Origin of the sequence: Poseidonibacter lekithochrous, assembly GCF_013283835.1 — a bacterium.
Taxonomy (GTDB): domain Bacteria; phylum Campylobacterota; class Campylobacteria; order Campylobacterales; family Arcobacteraceae; genus Poseidonibacter; species Poseidonibacter lekithochrous.
The window spans coordinates 3,195,030-3,217,629 of sequence record NZ_CP054052.1 but is presented as its reverse complement, the minus strand read 5'-3'; the positions used below and the strand labels follow the sequence as shown (position 1 = coordinate 3,217,629).

The window sequence follows — 22,600 nt, the reverse complement described above, 5'->3', positions numbered from 1 at the left end:
AAAATATGACTTTAGATGACTTTGAAAAAAAACTAGAATTAAATAAAGAAAACTCTCATATTCATAATCAAATATTTGAGATGTTAGAGTTATTCACTGATTTAGCCAATTTAGAAAAGATTTCATATTATAAATATAATTATGAATACAATGATTTCTTTTATAAATTTACTATTACAAAAGATGGTGAAAGAGTTGAAGAACCTCAAGTTAAAAATAAAAGCTATAAATTAGTACTTAGAAAAAATAAAATAGTGTATGGGTATATTGTACTTTATGAAAAACTAAAATCAACTGCTATTTTGAGAAAGCTACTTAAAAAAATTAGAAAATATTTAGAATTTCAAAGAGAATTAGAAAAAAAACTATTAGGTTCTGATATTTCATTTAATATCTATTTATTCCATGATGAACAATTAGATGTGTTTGCAAAAAATCTAAAAGCTGGACTAGAGGGGCTTTTTAATGTTGATGTGTTTATTGATACAAGTATTGAAAAACATTTAAGTGAAATAAAATCTAAAGATACAAAACATATTATTGTATATTTAATTGATGACGAAAAAAGTATAAAAAATTATGAGAACTCTATAAAACATCTAAATGAACTTATTATTGTAATTGGTCCAAATGACCACTATTTATCAATGTATTGTGGAAAATTAGGAATTCAAAACTATATTCCAATAAATGAATTTAAAGCTGAGAATATTAAATCAATTATTGTAAATACAAGAAATAATCTAATTAATAAAAATAAATATGGGAATAAAATTTTAGCTTTGAGTGGTATTTCTGGGGGAATTGGAACTACAACAATTGCTATGAATATGTCGGATTTATTAGCTACAAAATTACCAGATAAAAATATTTTATATATTGATTTATCAACAACAAAAGCAATAAGTAATCTATTTTTAGAGAATAATCCTTTACCTGAAAAAACTATTATTGATTTAATTAACACAAGTGAATTCCATTTGGAGAATAATCTTGAAAATGGTTTACATAAAATAAGAGAGAATTTCTATTGTATTACTGGAATTCAAAAACATATTGATAAAGAGTATATAGAAAAAGATATTTTTATAGAAAAACTTCTAGAATATATTTCTTCTTCAAGTGATTATTTTAACTTTATAATTATAGATGTTGGTATTGCTGATGCTTCAAATTTAAAATCAACTATTTATGATATTGTAAATGAATTATGGTTAGTAACAGAGATGAACTTACCACATATTACAAAAGTTAAAACATTTTATTCTCTAATGAAAAGAGCTGGATTAAAAGAGAAAATATCATTTATTGTAAATAGATATGATTCACAAAATGCAATTTCAGTTGGGGATGTTACTTCAATATTAAATATGAATAGTGATGATAAAATCCAATTTGATGATTTTAAAATTCCAAATGATTACCAAAGTTTAGGGAAATGTTGGACTTATTGTGAATTAGCTAGCCAAAAAGCAAAAGAGTCTTTATTTATTAAAAAGCTTGACTCTATATTAGAATCAAAAAGTTTTTACAATAAAGATTTAAAAGAAGTGAAAAAGAAAGAAAGCTGGTTTTCTACTATGTTTAAAAAGAGTAAAAAATGAGAAATTTAAGAGACTTAATTGAAGATCAAGAAACTAACTCAATTACCTTAAAAGATGAGATTATTAATGATGTAGTTGAAGTTGATGAAATTGAAGAAACAAAAGAAAAAATCAATAAAGTTAAAAAACAAGTAGTGAATTCTGAACTTGAATTCTCAGATATATATACAAATAAAGAGTTATATGATTTGGCTTTACGAATTAATGATAGTTTCTTAATGAATCTAAAATCAGACCAAAAAATTACAAAAGAGAGTTTAGAAGAGGTTTTACCCGAGTTTATTTCCTCTTTTAATAATGAAGTTAGAACTTTAAAAAGAGAACATTTAGATGATATTAAAGAGTTAGTTATTAATAATATTGTTGGATATGGGCATATTTCTACAATTTTTAATCTAGCAAAAGATGGATTGAATGATGTTATTGTAAATACGAAAGACTATATTGACATTATTTATAAAGGTAAAACAGAAGAGACTCCATTTTCTTTTAGAAGTGAAGATGAATTAAGAAAAATTATTGACAAAATGCTTGCTGAGAATAATAGAAAAATTGATGAAGCACATCCTATTATTTCAAGTAAATTAAATGATGGTTCAAGAGTAGAAGTTCAAATCCCACCAATTGCTGCTAATGATGGTTCATGTGTAACTATAAGAAAGTTTAATGAAATCCCTTTACTTTTAGAAATGTTAATAGACTCAGGGCAAATGGATATGAAAATGGCATATTTCCTAGTAAAAGCTGCAAAAGGAAAATGTAATATTATTGTCTCTGGTGGTACATCAAGTGGTAAAACTACATTTTTAAATGCATTAACTAGATTTGTAGATGGAAATGAACAATTAATGGTTATTGAAGATACAAAAGAGATGCAACCTCAAATGCCATGTCATTCAATTAGATCTTATGAAGCAAGAATGCCAAATGAAGAAGGTAAAGGTGCTATTACTTTAGATTACTTATTAAGATCAGCCCTTAGATCAAGTCCAAGAAGAATTATTGTAGGTGAGTGTAGAGGACCTGAGATTGTAGTAATGTTAAATGCCATGAATACAGGGCATCCAGGTTCAATGACTACAGTTCATGCTGATAATACAAAAGAAGCATTAGTAAGAATTGAGAATATGTATCTAGAAGCACGACCAAGTGCTAATATTAATTTTATTAGAACACAAATGGTATCTGCAATTGATGTGATTATTCAATTAGTTAGATTCCCAGATGGTACTAGAAAACTGATTACAGTATCTGAGATTGAGAGACGAATGGAAGATAATGGAGTAGTTGCTCTTAATAATGTATTTGAATTTAAAAGAGATACAAGTGATATGAAAAAAACAAAAGGGGAATTTCAAACCCTAGCTACTCCAACAAGAACAATTGATCAGATGAATATGTTTGGAGTTGATATTGATAAAAGAGTATTTGATCCAAACTTTGATATGCCAAAGTCAATGTTAATCGAAGCTCTTGAAACAGATTTACCTTCTGTTATGTGTGGATGGAAAGACGAATATTTAGATGTATTCTTAGATAGAGATTCTCAACTTCTACATAAATGGCCACATTTCCAAAAAATGAGAAAAGAGTAAGTCATGGATTCTTTAGTTCTATTTTTTATTGTAGTAATACCTATTTTATTAGTTGTATTATCTTTTTATTTATATTCATTTTATATAAAAATGAACCAACAAAAGATAATCATTAATACTTTAATTAATACTAATAGCAAGATCTTAGATAAAAATAGAACGGATAATAATTTTGATGCTGAAACATCATGGTTAAGAAAGAAACTTAGATTTGCTGGCTTTACAGCTAATGGGGCTGAATATATTTTTATATTTATATGTATTGGTTTTGGAATACTTGCTAGTTCTTTTATCTTTTTAGTTGCCAAATCAAAAATCATATTCGTTTGTACTTTGTTTATTTTTATGTTTTTCCCTTATTTATTTTTAGTAAAAATCATAAAGGTAAGAGAAGAAGAGTTTAATTTTTCACTAAAAGAGATTATCGACAAAGTAACAAGTATGATGAAAAGTGGGGTTGGGTTTGAACAAGCTTTAAAAAAATCAATTATTACTTCAAAATCTAAACTAGCACAAAAAATATTTAATATTTATATTAATGAGAAATCAGTAATTGGTGAAGATAAGTGTTTTGAGAAGATGTTTAAACTTGTTGAATCAAGAGAACTTAGAATCTTTTACCTAACTATTTCTATTGGTAGAAAATCTGGTGGGAAGTTTTCTAATACTTTAGAGAAACTGCGAAAAACATTACATGACCAAGGAGAGATTAAACAAGAGATTACATCTTCAACAAAAGAGATAAAAGTAGGAACATATATGATTATTGCTCTTATTGTATTTACATATTTAATGATGAATAATGCTTTAAATAATTCTCTTAATGCACATTTCTTTGGTAGCGATACTGGAAAACTACAAATGTTTTTTATTATTGTTTGGGTTGCCTTTGGGCTTTTTATAAATAGTTTATTAACAAAGATAAAATAATGAATACTACATTAATGACTTATACTTTAACTCCTTTGTTATTAGGGGTTCTTATTCTTGTTGTTTTACTTTTAATACAAAGAAAAAAACAACAACAAAATATTGTTTTATTATCAAAACTAGATAATAAAGCAATTATAGAAGAACAACATACAAAGAAAAAGAATAATGATTTAACCATAAAACTAATCCAAGCAGGTATTACTTATAAAGAGTATATAGAAGCTAGATTATTATTTGCTTTGATTGGTTTAATTATTATGGGTGTGTTACCTTTTATTTTCTCAATGATGGTAGGAATTATTAGTGTAGTAGTTGGTGTTTTATGTATTGTTTTTGGTGGGAAAATGTATTTAGGTATTTCAAAAGCTGAAAGAATTGAAAAAATAGATAGAGACTTAGGAATATTTCTTGATTTAGTAAATGTAATTTTAGAAGCAGGGGGTAGTTTAAAAAATGCCTTTTTTGAAGTATCACGAAGAGCTCAAGGAATTATTGATCCAGAGTTATTAAAAGAGATTTCTATTTTAGAGTATGAAATGACAAACTACTCTACAAAAGTAGCTTATGAAAATCTAAAAAATAGAGTTGATAGTAAAGAGCTTGATAAAATTATTGATTTTTTAATACTTAGTGAAGAAACAGGAATTGGGGTGAAGAATATCTTTGCTATGCAATCTGATGAAATGAGAAAAACTAAGTTTTATAAAATCAAAGGGAAAGTAAATACTTTAAATATGTATTTAATGTTGATAATCTTCTTGTTTGTTTTACCTGCATTTGGGGCATTTGTTGTATTCCCAATTATGGGTGGAACACTAACAATGGGAATATAAATTTAATAAGGACAAGATATGCAATTAAATAGACAAATTATAATTATATTAATACTAGCCTCTTTACTGTTTTCAGCAGTAGGTGCAGCATTTTATTTTTATAATAAAAACAAAAAAGTTATGAAAAGTAAAAACCAGTTAGTTACAATTTTTATAGCTAAAGATGATATAAAAAGAAATACTTTATTAACAGTTAGTCATCTAGCAAAAACAAAAGTTGCAAAACAATTCATATTAAATAAACCCTTATTAAAAAGCGAAATTCTTGGTAAATATACAAAAGAGAGAATCTATAAAAATGAGGTTTTCTTAAAACAAAAACTAAATACAAAAATTGAAAAAAGTAGAGCTAAGGTACTTGACTATAAAAACAGTAGTTACAATATGAAATTCAATATGTTCAAAAATCCAAACTACTCTTTAGTTCAAGGGGATGTGATTAATATTATCTCTGTATATCCAAAAGCAGGTACTCAAGATAAAAAAGGAAAATATCTTGATTATGAAACACAATATGTATCTAAAAATATTAAGATTTTAGGTTTTATTAGAAATGGATTTACAGAATCAGAAACTATTACAAAACAAAAAGTAAAAAAAGTAATCAAAAAGAAAATCACAGAAGAAGTATTAGATGTAAAGTCTGATGAGGTTATATTAGATATTGAACCACAAGTTTTAATTACTCTTCTTTCTGATTTTAACAAAGGCAATCAACTATGGATGGTAAAAACAAAAGAATCTATTCAAATTGAACCCGTGGACAAAATGCCTATTAAAGAAGCTATTAAAATTGTAGAAAATAAAGTCATTACAGCAAAAAAAGTTTATAAACCTAAAGTATATAAATATAAATGGTATGTTCCCAAAACAACTATTGTTAGAAAAAGTGCAATTATTGATTATACAAATGATGAAAAAGATAGTGATAGTAAAACAAAAAGTGTTGAGATTGTAGTAAACCCTAAAAAGATTTGTGCTGGAATTAAAAATAAACTATTAATAGGTACTGCAAGTAAATTCTACTTAAGAGAAGAAGGAAGTACTAAATCTGCATATAAAAGAATAGTTCAGAGAAATACAATTATTCCATATATAGAGAAACTAAATCATTGGTATAAAACTTGTGATGGATTATATGTTAGTAAAAATGTAGTTAAAGAGACTACTTACAAATATGCTATCAAAAAAGTTGGTAGATAATGAAAACTAAAAAAGTAAATAATTTAAAAAATGCAGTAGTTGAACAAATTGTTTTATGGATTGTAATATTTATGTCTTTTGTAACAATGTTCTTTTTTGTTATTGATTATTCAAATGCTTTAAAAGCAAATGAGAATGCAGATACTTTATCTCAATATGCTGCAAGAATGATATCAATAAATGAAGAGACAGATGATATTATCGCTGGAATGAATAATATTAAAGGTGATCATGTAGCAACTATTGAAAGTGATGACTTAGTATGTGTAGATGATACTTCTGTATCTAATAGACAAGTAATTGTAAATATCTATGCAACTTTGGATAATGATTTTTTAGAAGGTGATGCAAACAATGTTCATTCTAAAACTGTTGTTTTTAATGAGAGTAGCGAATTTCAAAAAGAGTGTTCTTTGACACTAAGTCTTAACTAGGAGTAGATTATGAAAACTATATTTAAAATATTATTGGCTTTATTTGTTTTGACAAATTTATCTTTTAGTAATACTTTGACTAATAAAAATTTATATGATAAAAATATCTCAATGGCAAAAGGTTCATTCAAAGTTTTTGAATTTGAGAAAATGATTATGAATATAAAAGTAAGTGATAAAGAGAGTATTGAAGTTGACTTCTTAGATGATAAAGATAAACCTCTTCAAGCTATAAAAGTCTTTTCAAAAAAATTAGGTCATGGAAATATCTTAGTTACATTTATTGATTCTAGTTCACTACATATTGATATTAATATTACTGAGAACTTAGCAAATATTATTGAAGTTGCAAAAATATTAAGTCCTAATCTAAAAATCAAACAAACAAATGGAAAAATTATACTTACTGGAAAAGTAAAAGATCAAAAACAAAAAGAGAAGGTCTTAGATTTATTTGCAAAAGCTGGAGTTGTATTAGATAAAGACTTAGTAGATTTAGCAACACTTCAAAACCCTGATAAAATGGTACGTGTGAAATTATATGCTGTTGAGGTGAACAATAATAAAGGTTTAGATTTAAAAAATAATTGGTTTGTTTCTAGTAAAAACTATATGGAAGTAGTTACAAAAGATGGTCTTTATTATAATGAAGATTTAGATTCAACATCAAATCCAAATTGGAATAGAGTAAATGCCCAAAGAAGTAAGGGTGTAAATGATGCAATTGATGGCATTATGAAAAATGCTGTATCTCTAACAGGTGGATTAACAGGAGCTGCGAATTATTTAGGAAAATACTTTAATGCAGGACTTACCCTAAATTATCTAAAAGGTAATGGTGTTGCTAATATTTTAGATGAAACTACACTTTTAACTTTGGAGAATAAAAAAGCTGAATTTCATGCTGGTGGAACGATTTATCTAAAGGTACAAACAACTACAGATCAAGGGGTTCCTACTACTGAAGTAAAAAGTATTAATTATGGATTACAATTAGATATAACAGCTAAAAATATAGTAAATGAAAACTTTGTGAGTTTAGATATTGTGACAAAATCTACACAAATTGATTGGGCAAATAAAGTTGATGATATTCCAAGTTTCAAAGAAAAATCAATTAAAACAAATGTTGTAATTGGAAATAACTCTACAATTGTTTTAGGTGGATTAGTAAACTCTCAGAATTCAAAAGATGTTAATAAAATACCTCTATTAGGTGATATTCCTATATTAGGATTTTTATTCACAAGTAAAGCTTTTAAAGAAGGGAAAAGTGAATTAGTATTTTTTATTACACCAGAAATTGTAGATGCAAACACTAATAATCAAAAAACTTTTTTAGATGAAAAAACTAAGTTTTCAAAAAACTTTGATTTTAGATTTGATGATGAGAAAAAAGCTGATGAAAAGAAAAAAGAGTTAGAAAAACAAAAAACAGAAAAAGTTTTAAAAGTTGAAAATAAAGATGAAGATAATCATCAAGAAAGAGTTAGACAGATATTAGGTTATTAAAAAAAGAGGAATTACTTCTCTCTTTTTTTATAAAACTCTGCTCTAAACTCATCCCATCTATCTTCTAAAATAGCTTCTCTTGATTGAGTCATAAGATTTAAATAGTAGTGAATATTGTGAATAGAAGTTAATCTATTAATTGTAATCTCCCCAGCTCTAAATAAGTGATTTAAATATGCTCTTGTAAAGTTTTGACAAGTATAACAATCACACTCTTCATCAAGTGGTCTAGCATCATCTTTGAACTGTGCATTTCTAATATTTAATCTACCAAAAGATGTGAATAAAGTGCCATTTCTAGCATTTCTTGTAGGCATTACACAATCAAACATATCAACACCTCTATGAATATTTTCGATTAAATCCTCAGGAGTACCAACACCCATTAGGTATCTTGGTTTATCTTCTGGCATAAACTGAGTAGTCCATTCAACTGTTTCATACATATCTTGGTTTGGTTCACCAACTGAAAGTCCACCAATTGCAAAACCATCATAATCTTCAAGGGCACATAATTGTTTAGCAGAAATTTCCCTAAACTCTTTATCTGTTCCACCTTGAATAATGGCAAAGATATTTTGATCAACACCAATACCTTTTTCTTGTTGTGACTTATGATAAGTAATAGCTTTTTTAGCCCAATCAGTAGTTCTTTCAATTGATTCTTTGATTCTCTCTTTAGTATTTGGTAAGGCTACTAAATCATCTAAAATCATCATGATATCTGAACCTAATTCGTATTGAGTATCTAATACTGATTCTGGTGTAAAGTAGTGTTTACTTCCATCAATATGTGATTTAAACATAATACCATTTGCATCTGGTTTTGAGTTATCACTTAAAGAGAAGGCTTGGAAACCTCCTGAATCTGTTAAAAATGAATTAGGGAATTTTGAGAAACCATGTAATCCACCCATTTTTTTAATTAGTGGGCTTCCTGGTCTTAAGTATAAATGATAAGTATTTCCAAGGATGATTTTTGCACCCATTGAAAGTAAATCATTTGCATCTAATGCTTTTACAGTACCTTGTGTTCCAACAGGCATAAATACTGGTGTTTTGATAGTACTATGTGCAGTTGTTATTGTTGCTGCTCTAGCTTTGTTTCTTGTTGCTTCTAATTTAAATTGCATAAATTATATAAACCTTCTATTAAAATTACGCAATTATATCTAAACTATGTTGATATTATATCTCTATCTTTCCCTAAAGATTAGTTTATTTCTTCCAGAACCTTTTGCATCGTATAAAGCTTTATCTGCTCTTGATAATAAAGCATCTATATTTTTATCAAAATCTTCTTTTTTTGCTAGACCTAAACTAATAGTGAATGAAATACCATCATATTTGATATTTTCTATATCTTCTCTAATTTGTTCAATCTTTTTTATATGACCTATATCGCAACTTTCATATACAATTGCGAACTCTTCGCCACCTAGTCTTCCAAAAATATCATTTTCATTCAATCTTTCATTTATTGTACTTGTAGTTAGTTTTAGAATTTCATCACCAATATTATGTCCATATTTGTCATTTATATCTTTGAACTTGTCAATGTCAATCATAACCGCATATAAATTCTGTTGATTATTTTCAAAATTCTCACTTGATAATTTAAAAAAGTTTCTTCTATTGTTAATTCCTGTTAGAAAATCAGTTGAGGCTAATTTTTCTAACTCTTTAGTTCTTTCTTTTATTTTATCTTCAAGTGAATTATTCAAGGCAATTAATTCTTCATTTTTAGCTATAAGTTCTTGTCTTAATTTAATAGGTTCCATTGCTTTTGCAACAGTTGTAATAATATCTCTTATATCAATAGGTTTTAGAATATATGAAGTAACATTTAATTCAATGGCTTTTTTTAAATAAGAGACTTCTTGATGTGCTGTTGTAATAAGAGTAGGTACATCATCATTGATTTTTTTAATCTCTTCTATCATATCTAGCCCATTCATAATAGGCATTGATAAATCTGTAATGATAATATCTATTTTGTCCATATGTTCATGGAATTTTTCTAAACCTTCTTTTCCATTAGAGGCCTCAATAATTATTGCGTTTAATAACTCTAAAGTAATAATAGTATTCTTTTTAATTGCTTCGTCATCTTCAACATATAAAATGGTTAGGTTATCTAAAATATTATTAGTCATATCATCTCTTTTCATCTACTATTTAGATTATTGCAAATGTAAACTTTAAAATAACAAAAAATTATTAATCGATATAAAATATTATCTATATTTTGTTATACTTCTATAAGAATACACAAGGATTATTATGAAATATTTAATACTTATATTCTTATTTATTACTTCATTATTTTCTGAAACTAAAAATATTACATTAGATGAAGCTATCGTTATTGCAAGCAAAAATAACAAACAAAATAAGATATCAAAAATAGCACTTGAAATTGCACAAGTACAATATGATAAAGCGCTAAGTGCGAATTACCCTGCATTAAATGCCATGATTCTTGGACAAAGAGCCAATGATGATAGTTATTTAGAAATGAAAGGTAGTATTGATTTACCTGCTGGTTTCCCTGTAACTAATTTACCAATTGATACTAAAGTAAAATTACATGGGAGAGATACAGTACAAGGAAAATTAGAATTAGTTTATCCTTTATACACTGGTGGCAAAATCACTTCTATAATTAATCAAGCAAAACTAAATAAATTACTTGCTGCCAATACAATAGTTAGAACAAATGAAGAGGTTGTATTTGATGTGAAAAAGTATTTTTATGGATATGCTTTAACTTCTCAATTAGTTGATATTGCTAAAAATACTTTAGATAAAATGCAGTATATCTCACAACTTACGAAAGATTTATATGAACATGGAGAATCCTTAAATGTTAAAAAAACAGATTACTTATCTTCAAGGGTAACTGTATCTTTAATAGAATCAATTGTGGCGAAACTAGAAGCGAATAAAATCTTAGTTGAATCTGCTTTAATTAATGCTCTTGGCTTACCTTGGGATAGTAAATTAAATATTACTTTTGATAAAAATAATATTATACCTTTGGATTATTCTTTAGATACTTTAGTAAAAAGTGCTTATGAGAATAATAATGATATTTCAAAAATGGATATTATTTTAAAAATATCAGAAGAACAAATAAAAGAAAAAAAAGCTGATTTTTACCCTAGTGTAGCTTTTTTAGCTGATACATCTCATACATATAATTCATATGAATATGGAGTTTATAATAAAAATCAAGAAGATAAATGGCATATAGGTTTTGCTGCTAAAATGTCAATATTTGATGGTTTTAAAACTACAAATAATGTAAAAGAAAAGAAACTTGAAAAGAAAAAAGTTTATTTATTAAAAGAGATGCTTAAAGATGGTATTGCTTTACAAATAAAAAATGAATTTACAAACTCACTAATTGCATATAAACAAATACAGGTTTTGAAAAAAGCCAAAAAAGTTGCTAAGGAAAGTAGAGAATTAAATTTAAGAGCTTATCAAATAGATGCTATTGAACCTAAAGATATGATTCATTCTCAATATGTAAAATCTTATGTTGATGCAGACTATTTAAAATACATTCATACTTATTTAGTATCACTTTCTAAAATAGAAAAAATCCTTGGAAAGGAATTGAAATAAGATGTTTAATTTTAGAAAAAATAGATTATTTAGAAAGATATTTTGGCTTCTATTCTTTGGAATTACTTTTGTAATTGTTGTATTTGGATTTGTAGGGGCTAGTATTCAAAAAAGAGCTATTTTAGAACTACTTCATTCAGAAGCTAGAAGTTTAGCTCAAACAATTACCTTTAGTACTACTAATGCTTTAATCACTGAAGATAGTTCTTATTTGATTGAATTTAATACACAATATTTACAAAATAATACAAAAGTTAAAAATATAATAATTGCAAAATCAGAAAAGCAATACTTTGATATCAAAAAAGACCTATGGAGTTTTGATAATAAGATTAGTGATGTATTTAAAAAGATGCAAAAAAGTGAAGATGTCTTTGATATTATCTATTCTCCAAATTTAAAAGAGAATGTTTTTCACTATACCTATCCTATGGAATTCTCTGGAATACAATGGGGTTGGTTACATCTTAGTTTTGATCTAAAAGAATATAATCAAAAAATTGATAGTTTGTATAAACAGTTTTTTTTACTATTTGTTGCTTTAGTTTTATTATCTTTTATTATTTCAAATTATGTTGCCAAGAAATTTACAGACCCAATTATTAAACTAAATGAAACAGTATCGGCAATTACCTCTGAGAATTTAGATATAAAAGTTGATGTGGAAAGTAATGATGAAATTGGTGAGTTGTCATCTGCTTTTAATGATATGATTTCTCAATTACATAGCTCTCAAGTACGGCTTAAGAACTCCCATGAGAACTTAGAAAAAAGAGTAGATGAAAGAACTTCAGAATTAAGTCATGCAAATGAAAGATTAAGTGAAAAATCTAATGAATTAAGTGAATTAAATAAAAACCTTGATACCAAAGTAAAAGTTGAAATTGAAAAAAGAAGAGAGCAAGAACAAATGCTTTTACACCAATCAAGATTAGCTGCTATGGGAGAAATGGTTGGTAATATTGCTCACCAATGGAGACAACCTCTAAATGCCCTTGGAATTATTATTCAGAATATTCAGTTATCACATAAATTGAATAAATTAGATGAAGAATTTTTAGCAAAATCAGTTAATGATTCTATGGATCTTACAATGATGATGTCTAAAACAATTGATGATTTTAGAAACTTTTTCTTACCTAATAAACATGAAGAGTTCTTCTTTTTAGATAATAGTTTGAATAGTTCTTTAGAGTTAATTGATTCAACATTTAAAAATTATAATATCAAAGTTTTTATTGATATAGATAAAAGATTAGAGTCAAAAGGTTTTCCAAATGAGTTTGCACAAGCTATATTAAATGTGCTTTCTAATGCAAAGGATGCCTTGATAGAAAAACAAATTCAAGAACCTAAAATTACAGTATCACTTAAAAAAAATAATGACATGGGAATAATAGTAATCTCTGATAATGCCAAAGGTATTGATGAATCAATTATACCTAAGATTTTTGACCCATATTTTACTACTAAAGAGCAGGGTAAAGGTACAGGAATAGGGCTTTATATGTCAAAAATGATTATTGAACAAAATATGAAAGGTAGAATCTTCGCAAGGAATATAAAAGAGGGTGTGGAGTTTGTAATTGAGATGCCTTTATACCTTGAAAATAGCTAGTAAATATTATATATTTTGAGTAAAATCTTCTATTAATTTTTTTAAGATATAATATCTAAATGAAAAAGATATTAATTATTTTAGATGGAATCGTTGCTAAGAAGTTAATGCACAGAATTGTAGATGCAAACACAGGTGAAAATGCCTATGATGTTATCTATATGAGTGATGTTATTTTACCTGTCCAAAAACCTTCTAACTTTACTTTTTATAAGTTTGATCCTACTTCAAAAACAAAACTTGCCATGGTACTGGATAAAAATATTCATACTGAAGTTTTAATTGCCTTAAACTCAAAAGATGAGATGTTAAGTGTTATTAAAAATATCAGAGAACATAAACAAAATTTACAAATGAATATTCTAGACTACTGGGGAATTAATGTTGAAGATCCTTATGTAAATGTATATAAAGGAATTGAAGTTTTAGCCAATGGTATGGTTGAGAGACTTCCTAATATTCCTGTTGTTGCACAAAATATTGGATTAAAACAGGGTGAAATTATGGAGATAAGAATTCCTTTTGGAAGTTCTTATGCTTACAGATATATAGGTTCTATTGAGCAAAAAAAATGGAATATTTTTGCTTTATATAGAAACCAAAAACTTCTAACAATCAAACCTACTTTAGTATTAAAACCAAATGATATTATTTTAGTTGTTGGAAAACCTTATGTTCTTATGCAAGTTTATAATGCAATTGGAAAGAATCAAGGTCAGTTTCCTATGCCATTTGGACACAATATTTATTTGTATTTAGATTTATATTTACAAGATGATAAAAGTGTAAAAAAAGCAATTCAAGAAGCAAAGTTTTTAAATCAAAGACTAAAGAACCAAAAACTAATTGTACGAGTTACTAGACCTACAAGTGTTTATATTATGGAATATATTAAAGATGAGTTAAGACACTTCTCTTCAATTGTTCTAAGAATTGATTATGGAAACAAAGGTTTCTTTAAAATTCTAAAAGAAGACTTTAGGTATTTCGATATTGGTATGATTATGCTAACGCAAGAAATGTTCAAAGACAAAGAAGGCATCAAAGATATTATGGATTTCAAAATCCCTATTTTCAAAATTGGAAAAGAGAAATTAAAATCTATAAAAAGTACTGTTGTTTTATTAAATGATACGCACTCTTATGAGCAAATATCTCCTATGGTATTTGATGTTGCCAGTCAAATTAAAACAAAAACAAAAATCTTTGATTTAGACCCAATAGGTGAAGAAGAAGATAAAACAAATTTATTAGATCACTTTGAAAATTTATCTAAAATATTCAATGAAAAAATAGAAATTATATCTAGTAATGAAAACCCAATTAGAGAGCTTAAAAAAGAGAAAAATATGCTACAGATCTTGCCTTTAAAAGCTGAGATGTTTAAGAAGAGATTCTCTTTAAAAATTCTTTATACAAATACAGATTTTATATCATTTGATATGAATAAATATAATCAACTATTAATTCCAGTAGTTGAAGACTAATAAAAACTAAAAAAGGAAATAACTTATATGAATTTTGAAAAATACCCTTTTGAAAAATTAGCTGAATTATTAGCTGATATAGTTCCTAATGAAGAGTATGCACTGTCAGCTTTGACTATTGGTGAACCAAAGTTTGAAACACCAGAGTTTATACAAAACACATTAAAAGAATCAACTTCAACATTACAAAAATATCCTGCAAGTGCTGGATTACCAGAGCTTAAAAAAGCAATGATTAATTTTGTAGATACAAGATTTAATGTATCTTTACAAATGGATCAAATAATTCCTACTTTTGGAACAAGAGAAGCTTTATTTAATTTCCCTCAATTTGCATTATTTGATAAAAAAGATCCAACTATTGCATTTACTAACCCTTTTTACCAAATCTATGAAGGTGCAGCAATTGCTAGTAGAGCTGAAGTTATATATATTAATCTTACAAAAGAGAATAACTTCAAAGCTGTTTTAAGTGATGAAGAATTAAAAAAATGTGATTTAGTAATTTTAAACTTCCCAAATAATCCTACATCTGCTGAAATGACAAAAGATGAATTATCTGTATGGGTTAAAAAAGCATTAGAATTTGATTTTATTTTAATCAATGACGAGTGTTATTCAGAAATCTATTTTGATGAAAATGATAAACCAGCTTCATTATTAGAAGCTAGTATTGATGCAGGAAATCCTGAATTTAAAAATGTATTAGTTATGAACTCTATTTCAAAAAGAAGTTCAGCTCCTGGACTTAGATCTGGATTTGTAGCTGGGGATTCTAAAATATTAAAAGATTATATGAAATATAGAACTTATGTAGGTTGTGCTTCACCTGTTCCTTTACAAGTAACAGCAGCAGCTGCATGGAATGATCAAGAACATGTTGATTATTTCAGATCTGTATATAAAAAGAATTTCCAATTAGCAAAAGAAATCTTAGGAGTAGAAACTCCTCAAGCAACATTTTATATTTGGTTAGAAGTTGAAGATGAATTAGAATTTACTAGAGAATTATATAGACAAAAACACGTAAAAGTACTACCTGGTTCTTTCCTTGGAAGAGATGAACAAGGTAAAGGTTACGTAAGAATTGCACTAGTAGAAAACGAAGAAAAAACAAAAGAAGTATTAACAAGATTAAAGGATTTTATTGATGGATAAAAATGAATTAAATGAAGCAAGAACTAACCCTGATTTTCTAAATTATTTAGAAGAAACAAGAGAAAAATCTATAAGTGAACATAACATTTCAGCTATGTATGAAACTTTGGATTCAATGTTAGTTTTAGATTTAGATGAAGAAAAAATCAATAAACTTTATGAAGAAATTTTAAAAACTGCATTTGAAAATGTAGAAAAAATTGTAAACAAAAATGAAAAATTAAATCTAGAGGGTGATAACTTATTTTATGTTAGAGCTTTTTATGAGCATGCAGTTGAAAAATGGTCATTTGATAACTTTGATGGAGCAAAAGAATTAGCTTTTGTTTTAGCAAATATAGTTGATGATGAGTTATTAGAAAAATCTTTAAATGTATTAATTATTGCACTTACAAATAAAATATCTGTAGATGAATTCTATGAAACACAAGTTGATATGAATACTAATAGTACTCATGAACAATATGGATACTTTATGGTTGATTTTAATTTTAATACAGATGAGTATTTAGAAAGTAATAAAGCTATTTTAGAAGCACAATACAAAAATTTACAACATTTACTGGACGCTTAATGAAAGTACATTTTATTGGAATAGGTGGGATTGGGCTTTCAGCATTAGCTAGATTTTTAAATAATGATGGGCACGAAGTTTGTGGCTCAGATATGAAAAGTTCTCCAATTACAAAAGAGTTAGAAAATGAAGGTATTAAAGTGTCTTGTCCTCAAGATGCTTCTAATATCTCTGATGATTTGGATTTAGTAATTTATTCAGCCGCAGTAACTGATGAAAACCCAGAATTAATTGAATCAAGAATAAAACAAATCAAAACTCTTTCAAGAAAAGAAGCTTTACCTATTATTTTAGGTGATAAGAAAAACTATTGTGTTGCGGGTGCTCATGGAAAGTCTACAACTACAGCAATTTTAGCTTCTATTTTAAACTCTTCTGCATTAATTGGAGCTATTTCAAAAGACTTTGGCTCAAACTTTAGATATGTTAATGATTTAGTTGCTTTTGAAGCAGATGAATCTGATGCATCTTTCTTATTATCAAATCCATATTGTTCAATTGTTACAAATGCTGAACCTGAACATATGGAATATTATAACTATGATGAAAATAAGTTTTTTGGATCATATGAAAAATTTGTAAATATGGCATCTAAAAGAGTTATTAATGCTGAAGATAAACATATAAATAGAATTAAATTTAATACTGAAAACTGCGTAAAATTATATCCAAGTAGTGATATTCAAAACATCACTTATGTTCTAAAAGACAATGAACCTTTTACAAAGTTTGATTTGCTTGATTTAGGTACATTTGAAGTTTGGGGATTTGGTTTTCATATAGCACTTGATGCTTCTTTAGCTATTTTAGCTGCTTTAAATGAACTTGATATTGAAACTATAAGAAAGAATCTTTTATCTTATAAGGGTATTAAAAAAAGATTTGATGTGGTTCAAGCTAATGGTGCTTTAGTTGTTATTGATGACTATGCACATCATCCAACTGAGATTTCTGCTACAATAAATTCAGTAATAGAATATGATAAAATAAAAAAGATGTCTAAAAAAGTTGTAATTTGGCAACCTCACAAATACTCAAGAACAATTGATAACCTAGAAGGTTTCAAAAAATGTTTTGAAGGATGTGATGAATTAGTTATTCTTCCTATTTGGACAATTCCTGGTGAGAAAAAAGTAGAAATTGATTTTGAAAAAGAATTTAAAAAGTACAATCCTATTTTTGCTCATTCCCTACAAACAAGTGAGGGAAGAGTACAATTAATCAATGATAATAAAGTTGTTAAAACTTATGAAGATGGATTAATACTAGGTGTTGGTGCTGGAGATATTACTTATCAATTAAGACATTAATTTTTTACTTTAACATTTAGTAAAGATTATTATTATAAAATAATTCTTATTAGGGTTTTGAGGTGAAGTATGAAAGTATTAGTTCGTAAATTCTTAAAAAAAGAGTCAACATCAGGCATTGTATTAATGTTTGTAACGATATTGGCATTATTGTTTAGCAATACTTTTTTATCTGGATTTTACAATGAATTTTTACATACTAAAATTGAATTCAAATTTGGAGATTTATTAGAAATCTCCAAGCCTTTAATACTATGGGTAAATGATGGTTTAATGGCTATCTTCTTTCTACTCATAGGTTTAGAAATCAAACGTGAACTTTTATTAGGACATTTGTCCACTTTCTCAAAACTCGCCCTTCCTGCTTTTGCTGCCATTGGTGGAATGGTAGTTCCTGCATTAATATTTGTATTTTTTAATCAAGATAATGATTTTGCCATAAGAGGTTGGGCAATTCCCACCGCAACAGATATTGCCTTTGCTTTAGGGATTCTCTCCTTACTTGGAAAAAGAGTTCCTGTATCATTAAAAATATTTTTAATGGCATTAGCTATATTTGATGATTTAGGTGCCATATTAATTATTGCATTCTTTTATACATCAAAACTTTCATTTATGTCATTGGCTTTAGCTTTAGCTTCAATTGTAATATTGTATTTGATGAATAAGATGAGAATTACACTAGTAAGTGCTTATGCCTTAGTTGGTATTTTCTTATGGATTTTTGTATTAAAATCTGGAATTCATGCTACATTAGCTGGAATTATTTTAGCATTTACTATTCCTGTATCTGCAATAAATGAGAAAAGAAAACGTGTCTCACCGATGAAAAGTTTACAACACTATATACATTTTTGGGTTGCTTTTTATATCTTGCCTATTTTTGCTTTTGTAAATGCAGGAGTAGATTTAAGATCCTTATCTGTAGAAAAGGTTTTTAATCCTGTATCTTTAGGAATTATATTAGGACTATTTGTAGGAAAACAAGTAGGGGTATTTTTATTTACATATATGGCTGTAAAACTAAATATTGCCAAATTACCTAAATGTACAACATGGCCACAAATTTACGGAATTTCTGTATTAACGGGTATTGGATTTACAATGAGTTTATTTATTGATTCACTAGCTTACGGTGATTCGGATGCATTTTTCTATACAGATAAGTTAGCTATTTTAATTGGCTCTATTCTATCAGGTGTAGTAGGGTATTTAATCCTTCGTTTTGTAAAAGGCAAAAAACACTGTAGTATGAATTAGAATTTTATAGGAGAAGTATTCTTAAACTGTTTGGGAGTATAACCTATAAATCTTTTAAATACTTTTATCATATGGGATTGATCAGTAAACCCACACTCATAAGCAATACTTGATAGGGAAGCATCTGTTTTTAAAAAACTTCTTACTTTATTCACTTTTTTTATTTGAATATATTGATTAGGAGTTACTCCTGTTTCTTTTTTAAACTCTCTTAAAAAGTGATATTTAGATAAACCTATATTGTTAGAAATCTCATCTAAAGATAAATTGTCATTTGTGATATTAGAATTTATATACTCTAATCCTAATGATAATTTATTTTTATTTATATCAATATTTACTATTTCTTCTGCTTTTAATGATGAGTGATATTTCAATATATACTCTAAAAACTCTACAACTTTACTATCAATTGACAATCGGTTATTGTATATAGAATCAAGGCTTGTAAAAAGTGAATAGAATAGATTTGTAGCCTTTTGGTCTTTTATCATAGTGTTTATAAGAATTTGCGAGTTTATCTCTTTTTGAAGCATTTGTGAGGCTATAGTATTCATTTGTTTTATTGTTGGCATAATATTTAAATGTGCCCATGAACTATCTTTTGTTTGATGGAATTCATAAGGATTTAAAACTTGAATCATTCCAGCTTCCACATTGTATGTATCTTTTTCATTAGAAAAAAGATGCATACCTTTGTACACTAAACTAATAGTATATTCTTCGTGAAAATGAGGATTTAATGTTACTTTATTAAATTTATTATTCACATAGAATATATCTGACATGTAAGACCTTTTTAGTTTAGTACTCGCTTTGATGTATCATAAACGAACTCGTAATATTGGTTGTTATTGTATTCAAATTCTTGAATTACTTCAAGACCTAATTTTCTTTTGTGTGCTTCGTAAGAACGTACATTTACTTTATTTACAAATGTTACTAAGATTGGATATTTTTGGCTCATTGACTCTAGTGCAAAATCAAATAACTGCTCTAATAAACCAGTCCCTCTAACTCTTTTATCAATACAAACTGGACCATATTGGTATGAGTTGCCAATTCTTAGTGTTTGCCCTAGATATTCAAGTTTTGGTAACTCTTCAATCATAAAAGCAAACATTGGCCATTTTGACCAGTATTGCCATGATGCTGACATTACATATCCCATAACTTCATCATCTTGGATAGCTATGAAAATCCCTTGTTCTTGTACAATAATATTTTTTAATTCTTCTTGACTAAAAGCTGTAGTTACAAAACCGTCTTTTTTGTCTTCTTCTTTTATCGAATCTATTTGATATTTATTGTGTAATTTTAAAATACCATCAATATCGCTGACTTCTGCTATTTTTAATTTCATTTAGACTCCTTCTTTTGATGTGCACATCATAGTGGGTTTAGAAAATTAAATATAGTAAAATATTGCTATTTAATAAAAAAAGATTTATTTTATAAAACAAATATCTTTCCATTTTTAATCTCTATTTTTCCCAGTAGTTCATATTCAAATACTTTATCACTATATTTAAGAACTGCTTCATCATATAATGGTGAGGAAGAACAAAAACTTAAGAATTCATCTTGAATAATAGGACTTTGATTAAGATCTTTTGGTGAAAGGTCATTAACAAACTTATCAATATCATATATAGGTTCAATTAAACCTTTTCTAACTAGCTCTTGTGTGCCTAAACTCTCATTTAATCTATGAGGTAGGGTATAAACTTTTTTGCCCATATCAAGAGCATATTGAACAGAAGTTAAACTTCCTGATTTTATATCTGCTTCGCTTACAATCAAAATATCACCTAAAGCTACAACTATTTCATTTCTAAGAACAAAAGTATAAGCTCTTGCTTTTTCACCTTCTTTGTATGCTGATAACATTAAACCATTACTTTCAATATCTTTGATAAGATTTTTATTGATACTTGGATATCTAATATCCAAACCATTTGCAACAACTGCTATTGTATTATCTGTATTTGCTGCTTTATGTGAGATAGCATCTACACCCATAGCTGCACCACTTACTATACATATATTTGCTTGAGATAATTTTTGTGATAGTTTATGTGTAAACTCTTTGGTATAGGCATTTGGACGACGTGTTCCTACTATTGAAACTTTTTGTTTCTCTAGTAGTTTTGTATTTCCAATATAAAAAAGCTCTTTAGGGTATTTTTTCATTGATGATAGTTCATCAATAGTATAAGTTATTTGAGATATCATAGTAAATCCAATATAATAATTTTTATTATTATATCTGATAACTATTTAAGGTATGGAAGCTCACTTACATAAATAGGTTCTAAACCTTTTAGAAGGTGTTTAGATTCTCTTAATACTTTCATAGTAATAGCATATGGATGACCAATAGCTATTGCATAACCATTTTTTTTAGCAATTTTGATTGCTTTTTTTAATTGGTTTTGAATATAGTTAAAATCTTTTTTATTATCCATAAAAGTATTTCTTACAATATATGGCATATTATATTTCTGGGCCATAATTTTTGCTTGTGATTTAGCAGTTGTTCTACTATCTACGAAAATAAAGTTATATTTCTTTAAAGCTCTGAATAATTTATCCATAGATTCATAATCCTGTGTAAATACTGAACCCGTATGATTATTTGTATAAAGAGCTTTTGGATACCAAGCTCTTAATTGTTTAACTCTTTTTTCTATCTTCTCATAAGAGTCAGTGATTTGTAGCGTTCCTACTTCCGCACCTTTGAATCTAGAAGATGCTTGTAATGGAAGGTGAATAAGATAAAATGGTAAATCTTGTGCAATTTTTGCAGAGTTTGGATGTCCTTTTGTAGGAGGTAAAATAGATAGATTTACTTTATATCCAAGTTTTAAAATCTCTCTTTTTTGCCTTTGAGTACTAACATCATCAATCATAATTATGATTTTTGCTTTAGTATTTTTATCATATTTATATGTAGCTTTATTATCAGCTGATGCTAGAGATTCTTTTTTTTGCTCATTTTTTGTAGTTTGCTTTTCTTCTTTTTTTACTACAGTTTTTGCAGTCTCTTTTTTTATTTCTTCTTTTTTCTTTTGACTTGGAGGAGTTATTTTATTTTCAGTTTTTTCTATATAGTCTTTATTATACTCTTCTGTATACTCTTCAAAAGCATCTTTTGGAGAATCTGTAATATCAAAGTATCCATCTAGTTTCTTTTTTTGAAACTCTTTTAACTGTTCAATTTTCTTTTGAACTTGTGGATCTGGCTTGGATGTTAGAATATTATTTGTAACACTTTTATTTGAACTTTCATTTTTCATAATAAAATAGCTAGTTGCAGTAGCTATAAATGCAAATAGAAATATTAGTAAAAAGATATTTATTAATTTTGATTTAGAGATATTTTGTTTTTTCTTAGAATGTTTTTGAGTTGATTTTTTTCTTGTTTTTTTAGGCATGAGTTTTTG

At 27.0% G+C, this 22,600-nt stretch carries 20 protein-coding genes; 14 read left to right on the top strand and 6 right to left on the bottom strand.

Going from position 1 to position 22,600, the window contains the following annotated elements; translation table 11 throughout:
- Positions 1 to 5 precede the first annotated feature (5 nt).
- From ALEK_RS15590 to ALEK_RS15560, 7 genes are read left to right on the top strand one after another with little or no spacing between them, the layout of a single operon-like run.
- A complete protein-coding gene (locus ALEK_RS15590; protein ID WP_071627498.1) occupies positions 6 to 1,604 on the top strand; it encodes a CpaE/TadZ family protein in 1,599 nt (532 codons plus the stop codon).
- Positions 1,601 to 3,199: a TadA family conjugal transfer-associated ATPase gene (locus ALEK_RS15585; protein ID WP_071627499.1), complete on the top strand. Its 1,599-nt coding sequence runs from the start codon at positions 1,601 to 1,603 to the stop codon at positions 3,197 to 3,199. Before ALEK_RS15590 ends, ALEK_RS15585 begins: the two co-directional genes overlap by 4 nt.
- 3 nt (positions 3,200 to 3,202) lie before the next feature.
- The gene (locus tag ALEK_RS15580) at positions 3,203 to 4,129 is read left to right on the top strand and encodes a type II secretion system F family protein (protein ID WP_071627500.1); all 927 of its coding nucleotides are present in this window, start codon (positions 3,203 to 3,205) and stop codon (positions 4,127 to 4,129) included.
- Positions 4,129 to 4,965 (top strand): type II secretion system F family protein, encoded by an 837-nt coding sequence (locus ALEK_RS15575; protein ID WP_071627501.1) that lies wholly within the window; start codon positions 4,129 to 4,131, stop codon positions 4,963 to 4,965. The genes ALEK_RS15580 and ALEK_RS15575 overlap by 1 nt, the downstream gene beginning before the upstream one ends.
- An 18-nt stretch (positions 4,966 to 4,983) precedes the next feature.
- A complete protein-coding gene (locus ALEK_RS15570) occupies positions 4,984 to 6,168 on the top strand; it encodes a hypothetical protein (protein ID WP_071627502.1) in 1,185 nt (394 codons plus the stop codon).
- Entirely contained in the window at positions 6,168 to 6,602 is a 435-nt protein-coding gene (locus ALEK_RS15565) for a hypothetical protein (RefSeq protein ID WP_071627503.1), read from the top strand. Before ALEK_RS15570 ends, ALEK_RS15565 begins: the two co-directional genes overlap by 1 nt.
- Before the next feature lie 9 nt (positions 6,603 to 6,611).
- A complete protein-coding gene (locus tag ALEK_RS15560) occupies positions 6,612 to 8,114 on the top strand; it encodes a type II and III secretion system protein family protein (RefSeq protein WP_071627504.1) in 1,503 nt (500 codons plus the stop codon).
- 11 nt (positions 8,115 to 8,125) lie between these two features.
- Here the strand turns inward: ALEK_RS15560 and tgt are convergent, their stop codons facing one another.
- Together tgt and ALEK_RS15550 are read right to left on the bottom strand one after the other, a co-directional pair.
- Positions 8,126 to 9,247 carry a tRNA guanosine(34) transglycosylase Tgt gene (gene tgt, locus ALEK_RS15555; RefSeq protein ID WP_071627505.1) on the bottom strand — a complete coding sequence of 374 codons (1,122 nt, stop codon included), beginning with the start codon at positions 9,245 to 9,247 and terminating at the stop codon, positions 8,126 to 8,128.
- Between the two features lie 63 nt (positions 9,248 to 9,310).
- Positions 9,311 to 10,270, bottom strand: coding sequence for a GGDEF domain-containing response regulator (locus ALEK_RS15550; RefSeq protein ID WP_071627506.1), 960 nt, complete (start codon positions 10,268 to 10,270; stop codon positions 9,311 to 9,313).
- 127 nt (positions 10,271 to 10,397) lie between these two features.
- On the opposite strand from ALEK_RS15550, the gene ALEK_RS15545 reads away from it, so the two are divergent.
- The 7 genes from ALEK_RS15545 (at position 10,398) to nhaA (ending at position 19,154) form a co-directional block, all read left to right on the top strand.
- A complete protein-coding gene (locus ALEK_RS15545; RefSeq protein ID WP_071627507.1) occupies positions 10,398 to 11,747 on the top strand; it encodes a TolC family protein in 1,350 nt (449 codons plus the stop codon).
- Between the two features lies 1 nt (position 11,748).
- A complete protein-coding gene (locus ALEK_RS15540) occupies positions 11,749 to 13,365 on the top strand; it encodes an ATP-binding protein (RefSeq protein WP_071627508.1) in 1,617 nt (538 codons plus the stop codon).
- Between the two features lie 59 nt (positions 13,366 to 13,424).
- Positions 13,425 to 14,852 carry a COG3400 family protein gene (locus ALEK_RS15535; RefSeq protein ID WP_071627509.1) on the top strand — a complete coding sequence of 476 codons (1,428 nt, stop codon included), beginning with the start codon at positions 13,425 to 13,427 and terminating at the stop codon, positions 14,850 to 14,852.
- 27 nt (positions 14,853 to 14,879) lie between these two features.
- A complete protein-coding gene (locus tag ALEK_RS15530; protein WP_071627510.1) occupies positions 14,880 to 16,010 on the top strand; it encodes a succinyldiaminopimelate transaminase in 1,131 nt (376 codons plus the stop codon).
- Positions 16,003 to 16,584 (top strand): hypothetical protein, encoded by a 582-nt coding sequence (locus ALEK_RS15525; RefSeq protein ID WP_071627511.1) that lies wholly within the window; start codon positions 16,003 to 16,005, stop codon positions 16,582 to 16,584. Before ALEK_RS15530 ends, ALEK_RS15525 begins: the two co-directional genes overlap by 8 nt.
- On the top strand, positions 16,584 to 17,894 hold the full coding sequence (murC, locus tag ALEK_RS15520; RefSeq protein ID WP_071627512.1) for a UDP-N-acetylmuramate--L-alanine ligase: 1,311 nt from the start codon (positions 16,584 to 16,586) through the stop codon (positions 17,892 to 17,894). The genes ALEK_RS15525 and murC overlap by 1 nt, the downstream gene beginning before the upstream one ends.
- Before the next feature lie 69 nt (positions 17,895 to 17,963).
- Positions 17,964 to 19,154: a Na+/H+ antiporter NhaA gene (gene nhaA / locus ALEK_RS15515; protein WP_071627513.1), complete on the top strand. Its 1,191-nt coding sequence runs from the start codon at positions 17,964 to 17,966 to the stop codon at positions 19,152 to 19,154.
- Here nhaA and ALEK_RS15510 read toward each other — a convergent pair.
- From ALEK_RS15510 to ALEK_RS15495, 4 genes are all read right to left on the bottom strand, one after another.
- Positions 19,151 to 19,942 carry an AraC family transcriptional regulator gene (locus ALEK_RS15510; RefSeq protein WP_071627514.1) on the bottom strand — a complete coding sequence of 264 codons (792 nt, stop codon included), beginning with the start codon at positions 19,940 to 19,942 and terminating at the stop codon, positions 19,151 to 19,153. The two genes, nhaA and ALEK_RS15510, sit on opposite strands and share 4 nt — an antisense overlap.
- 11 nt (positions 19,943 to 19,953) lie before the next feature.
- On the bottom strand, positions 19,954 to 20,517 hold the full coding sequence (locus ALEK_RS15505; protein WP_071627515.1) for a GNAT family N-acetyltransferase: 564 nt from the start codon (positions 20,515 to 20,517) through the stop codon (positions 19,954 to 19,956).
- Positions 20,518 to 20,606: 89 nt separating this feature from the next.
- Positions 20,607 to 21,389, bottom strand: coding sequence for a DNA-processing protein DprA (locus ALEK_RS15500; RefSeq protein ID WP_071627516.1), 783 nt, complete (start codon positions 21,387 to 21,389; stop codon positions 20,607 to 20,609).
- A gap of 41 nt (positions 21,390 to 21,430) precedes the next feature.
- Positions 21,431 to 22,591 carry a divergent polysaccharide deacetylase family protein gene (locus ALEK_RS15495; RefSeq protein WP_071627517.1) on the bottom strand — a complete coding sequence of 387 codons (1,161 nt, stop codon included), beginning with the start codon at positions 22,589 to 22,591 and terminating at the stop codon, positions 21,431 to 21,433.
- Positions 22,592 to 22,600: the final 9 nt, after the last annotated feature.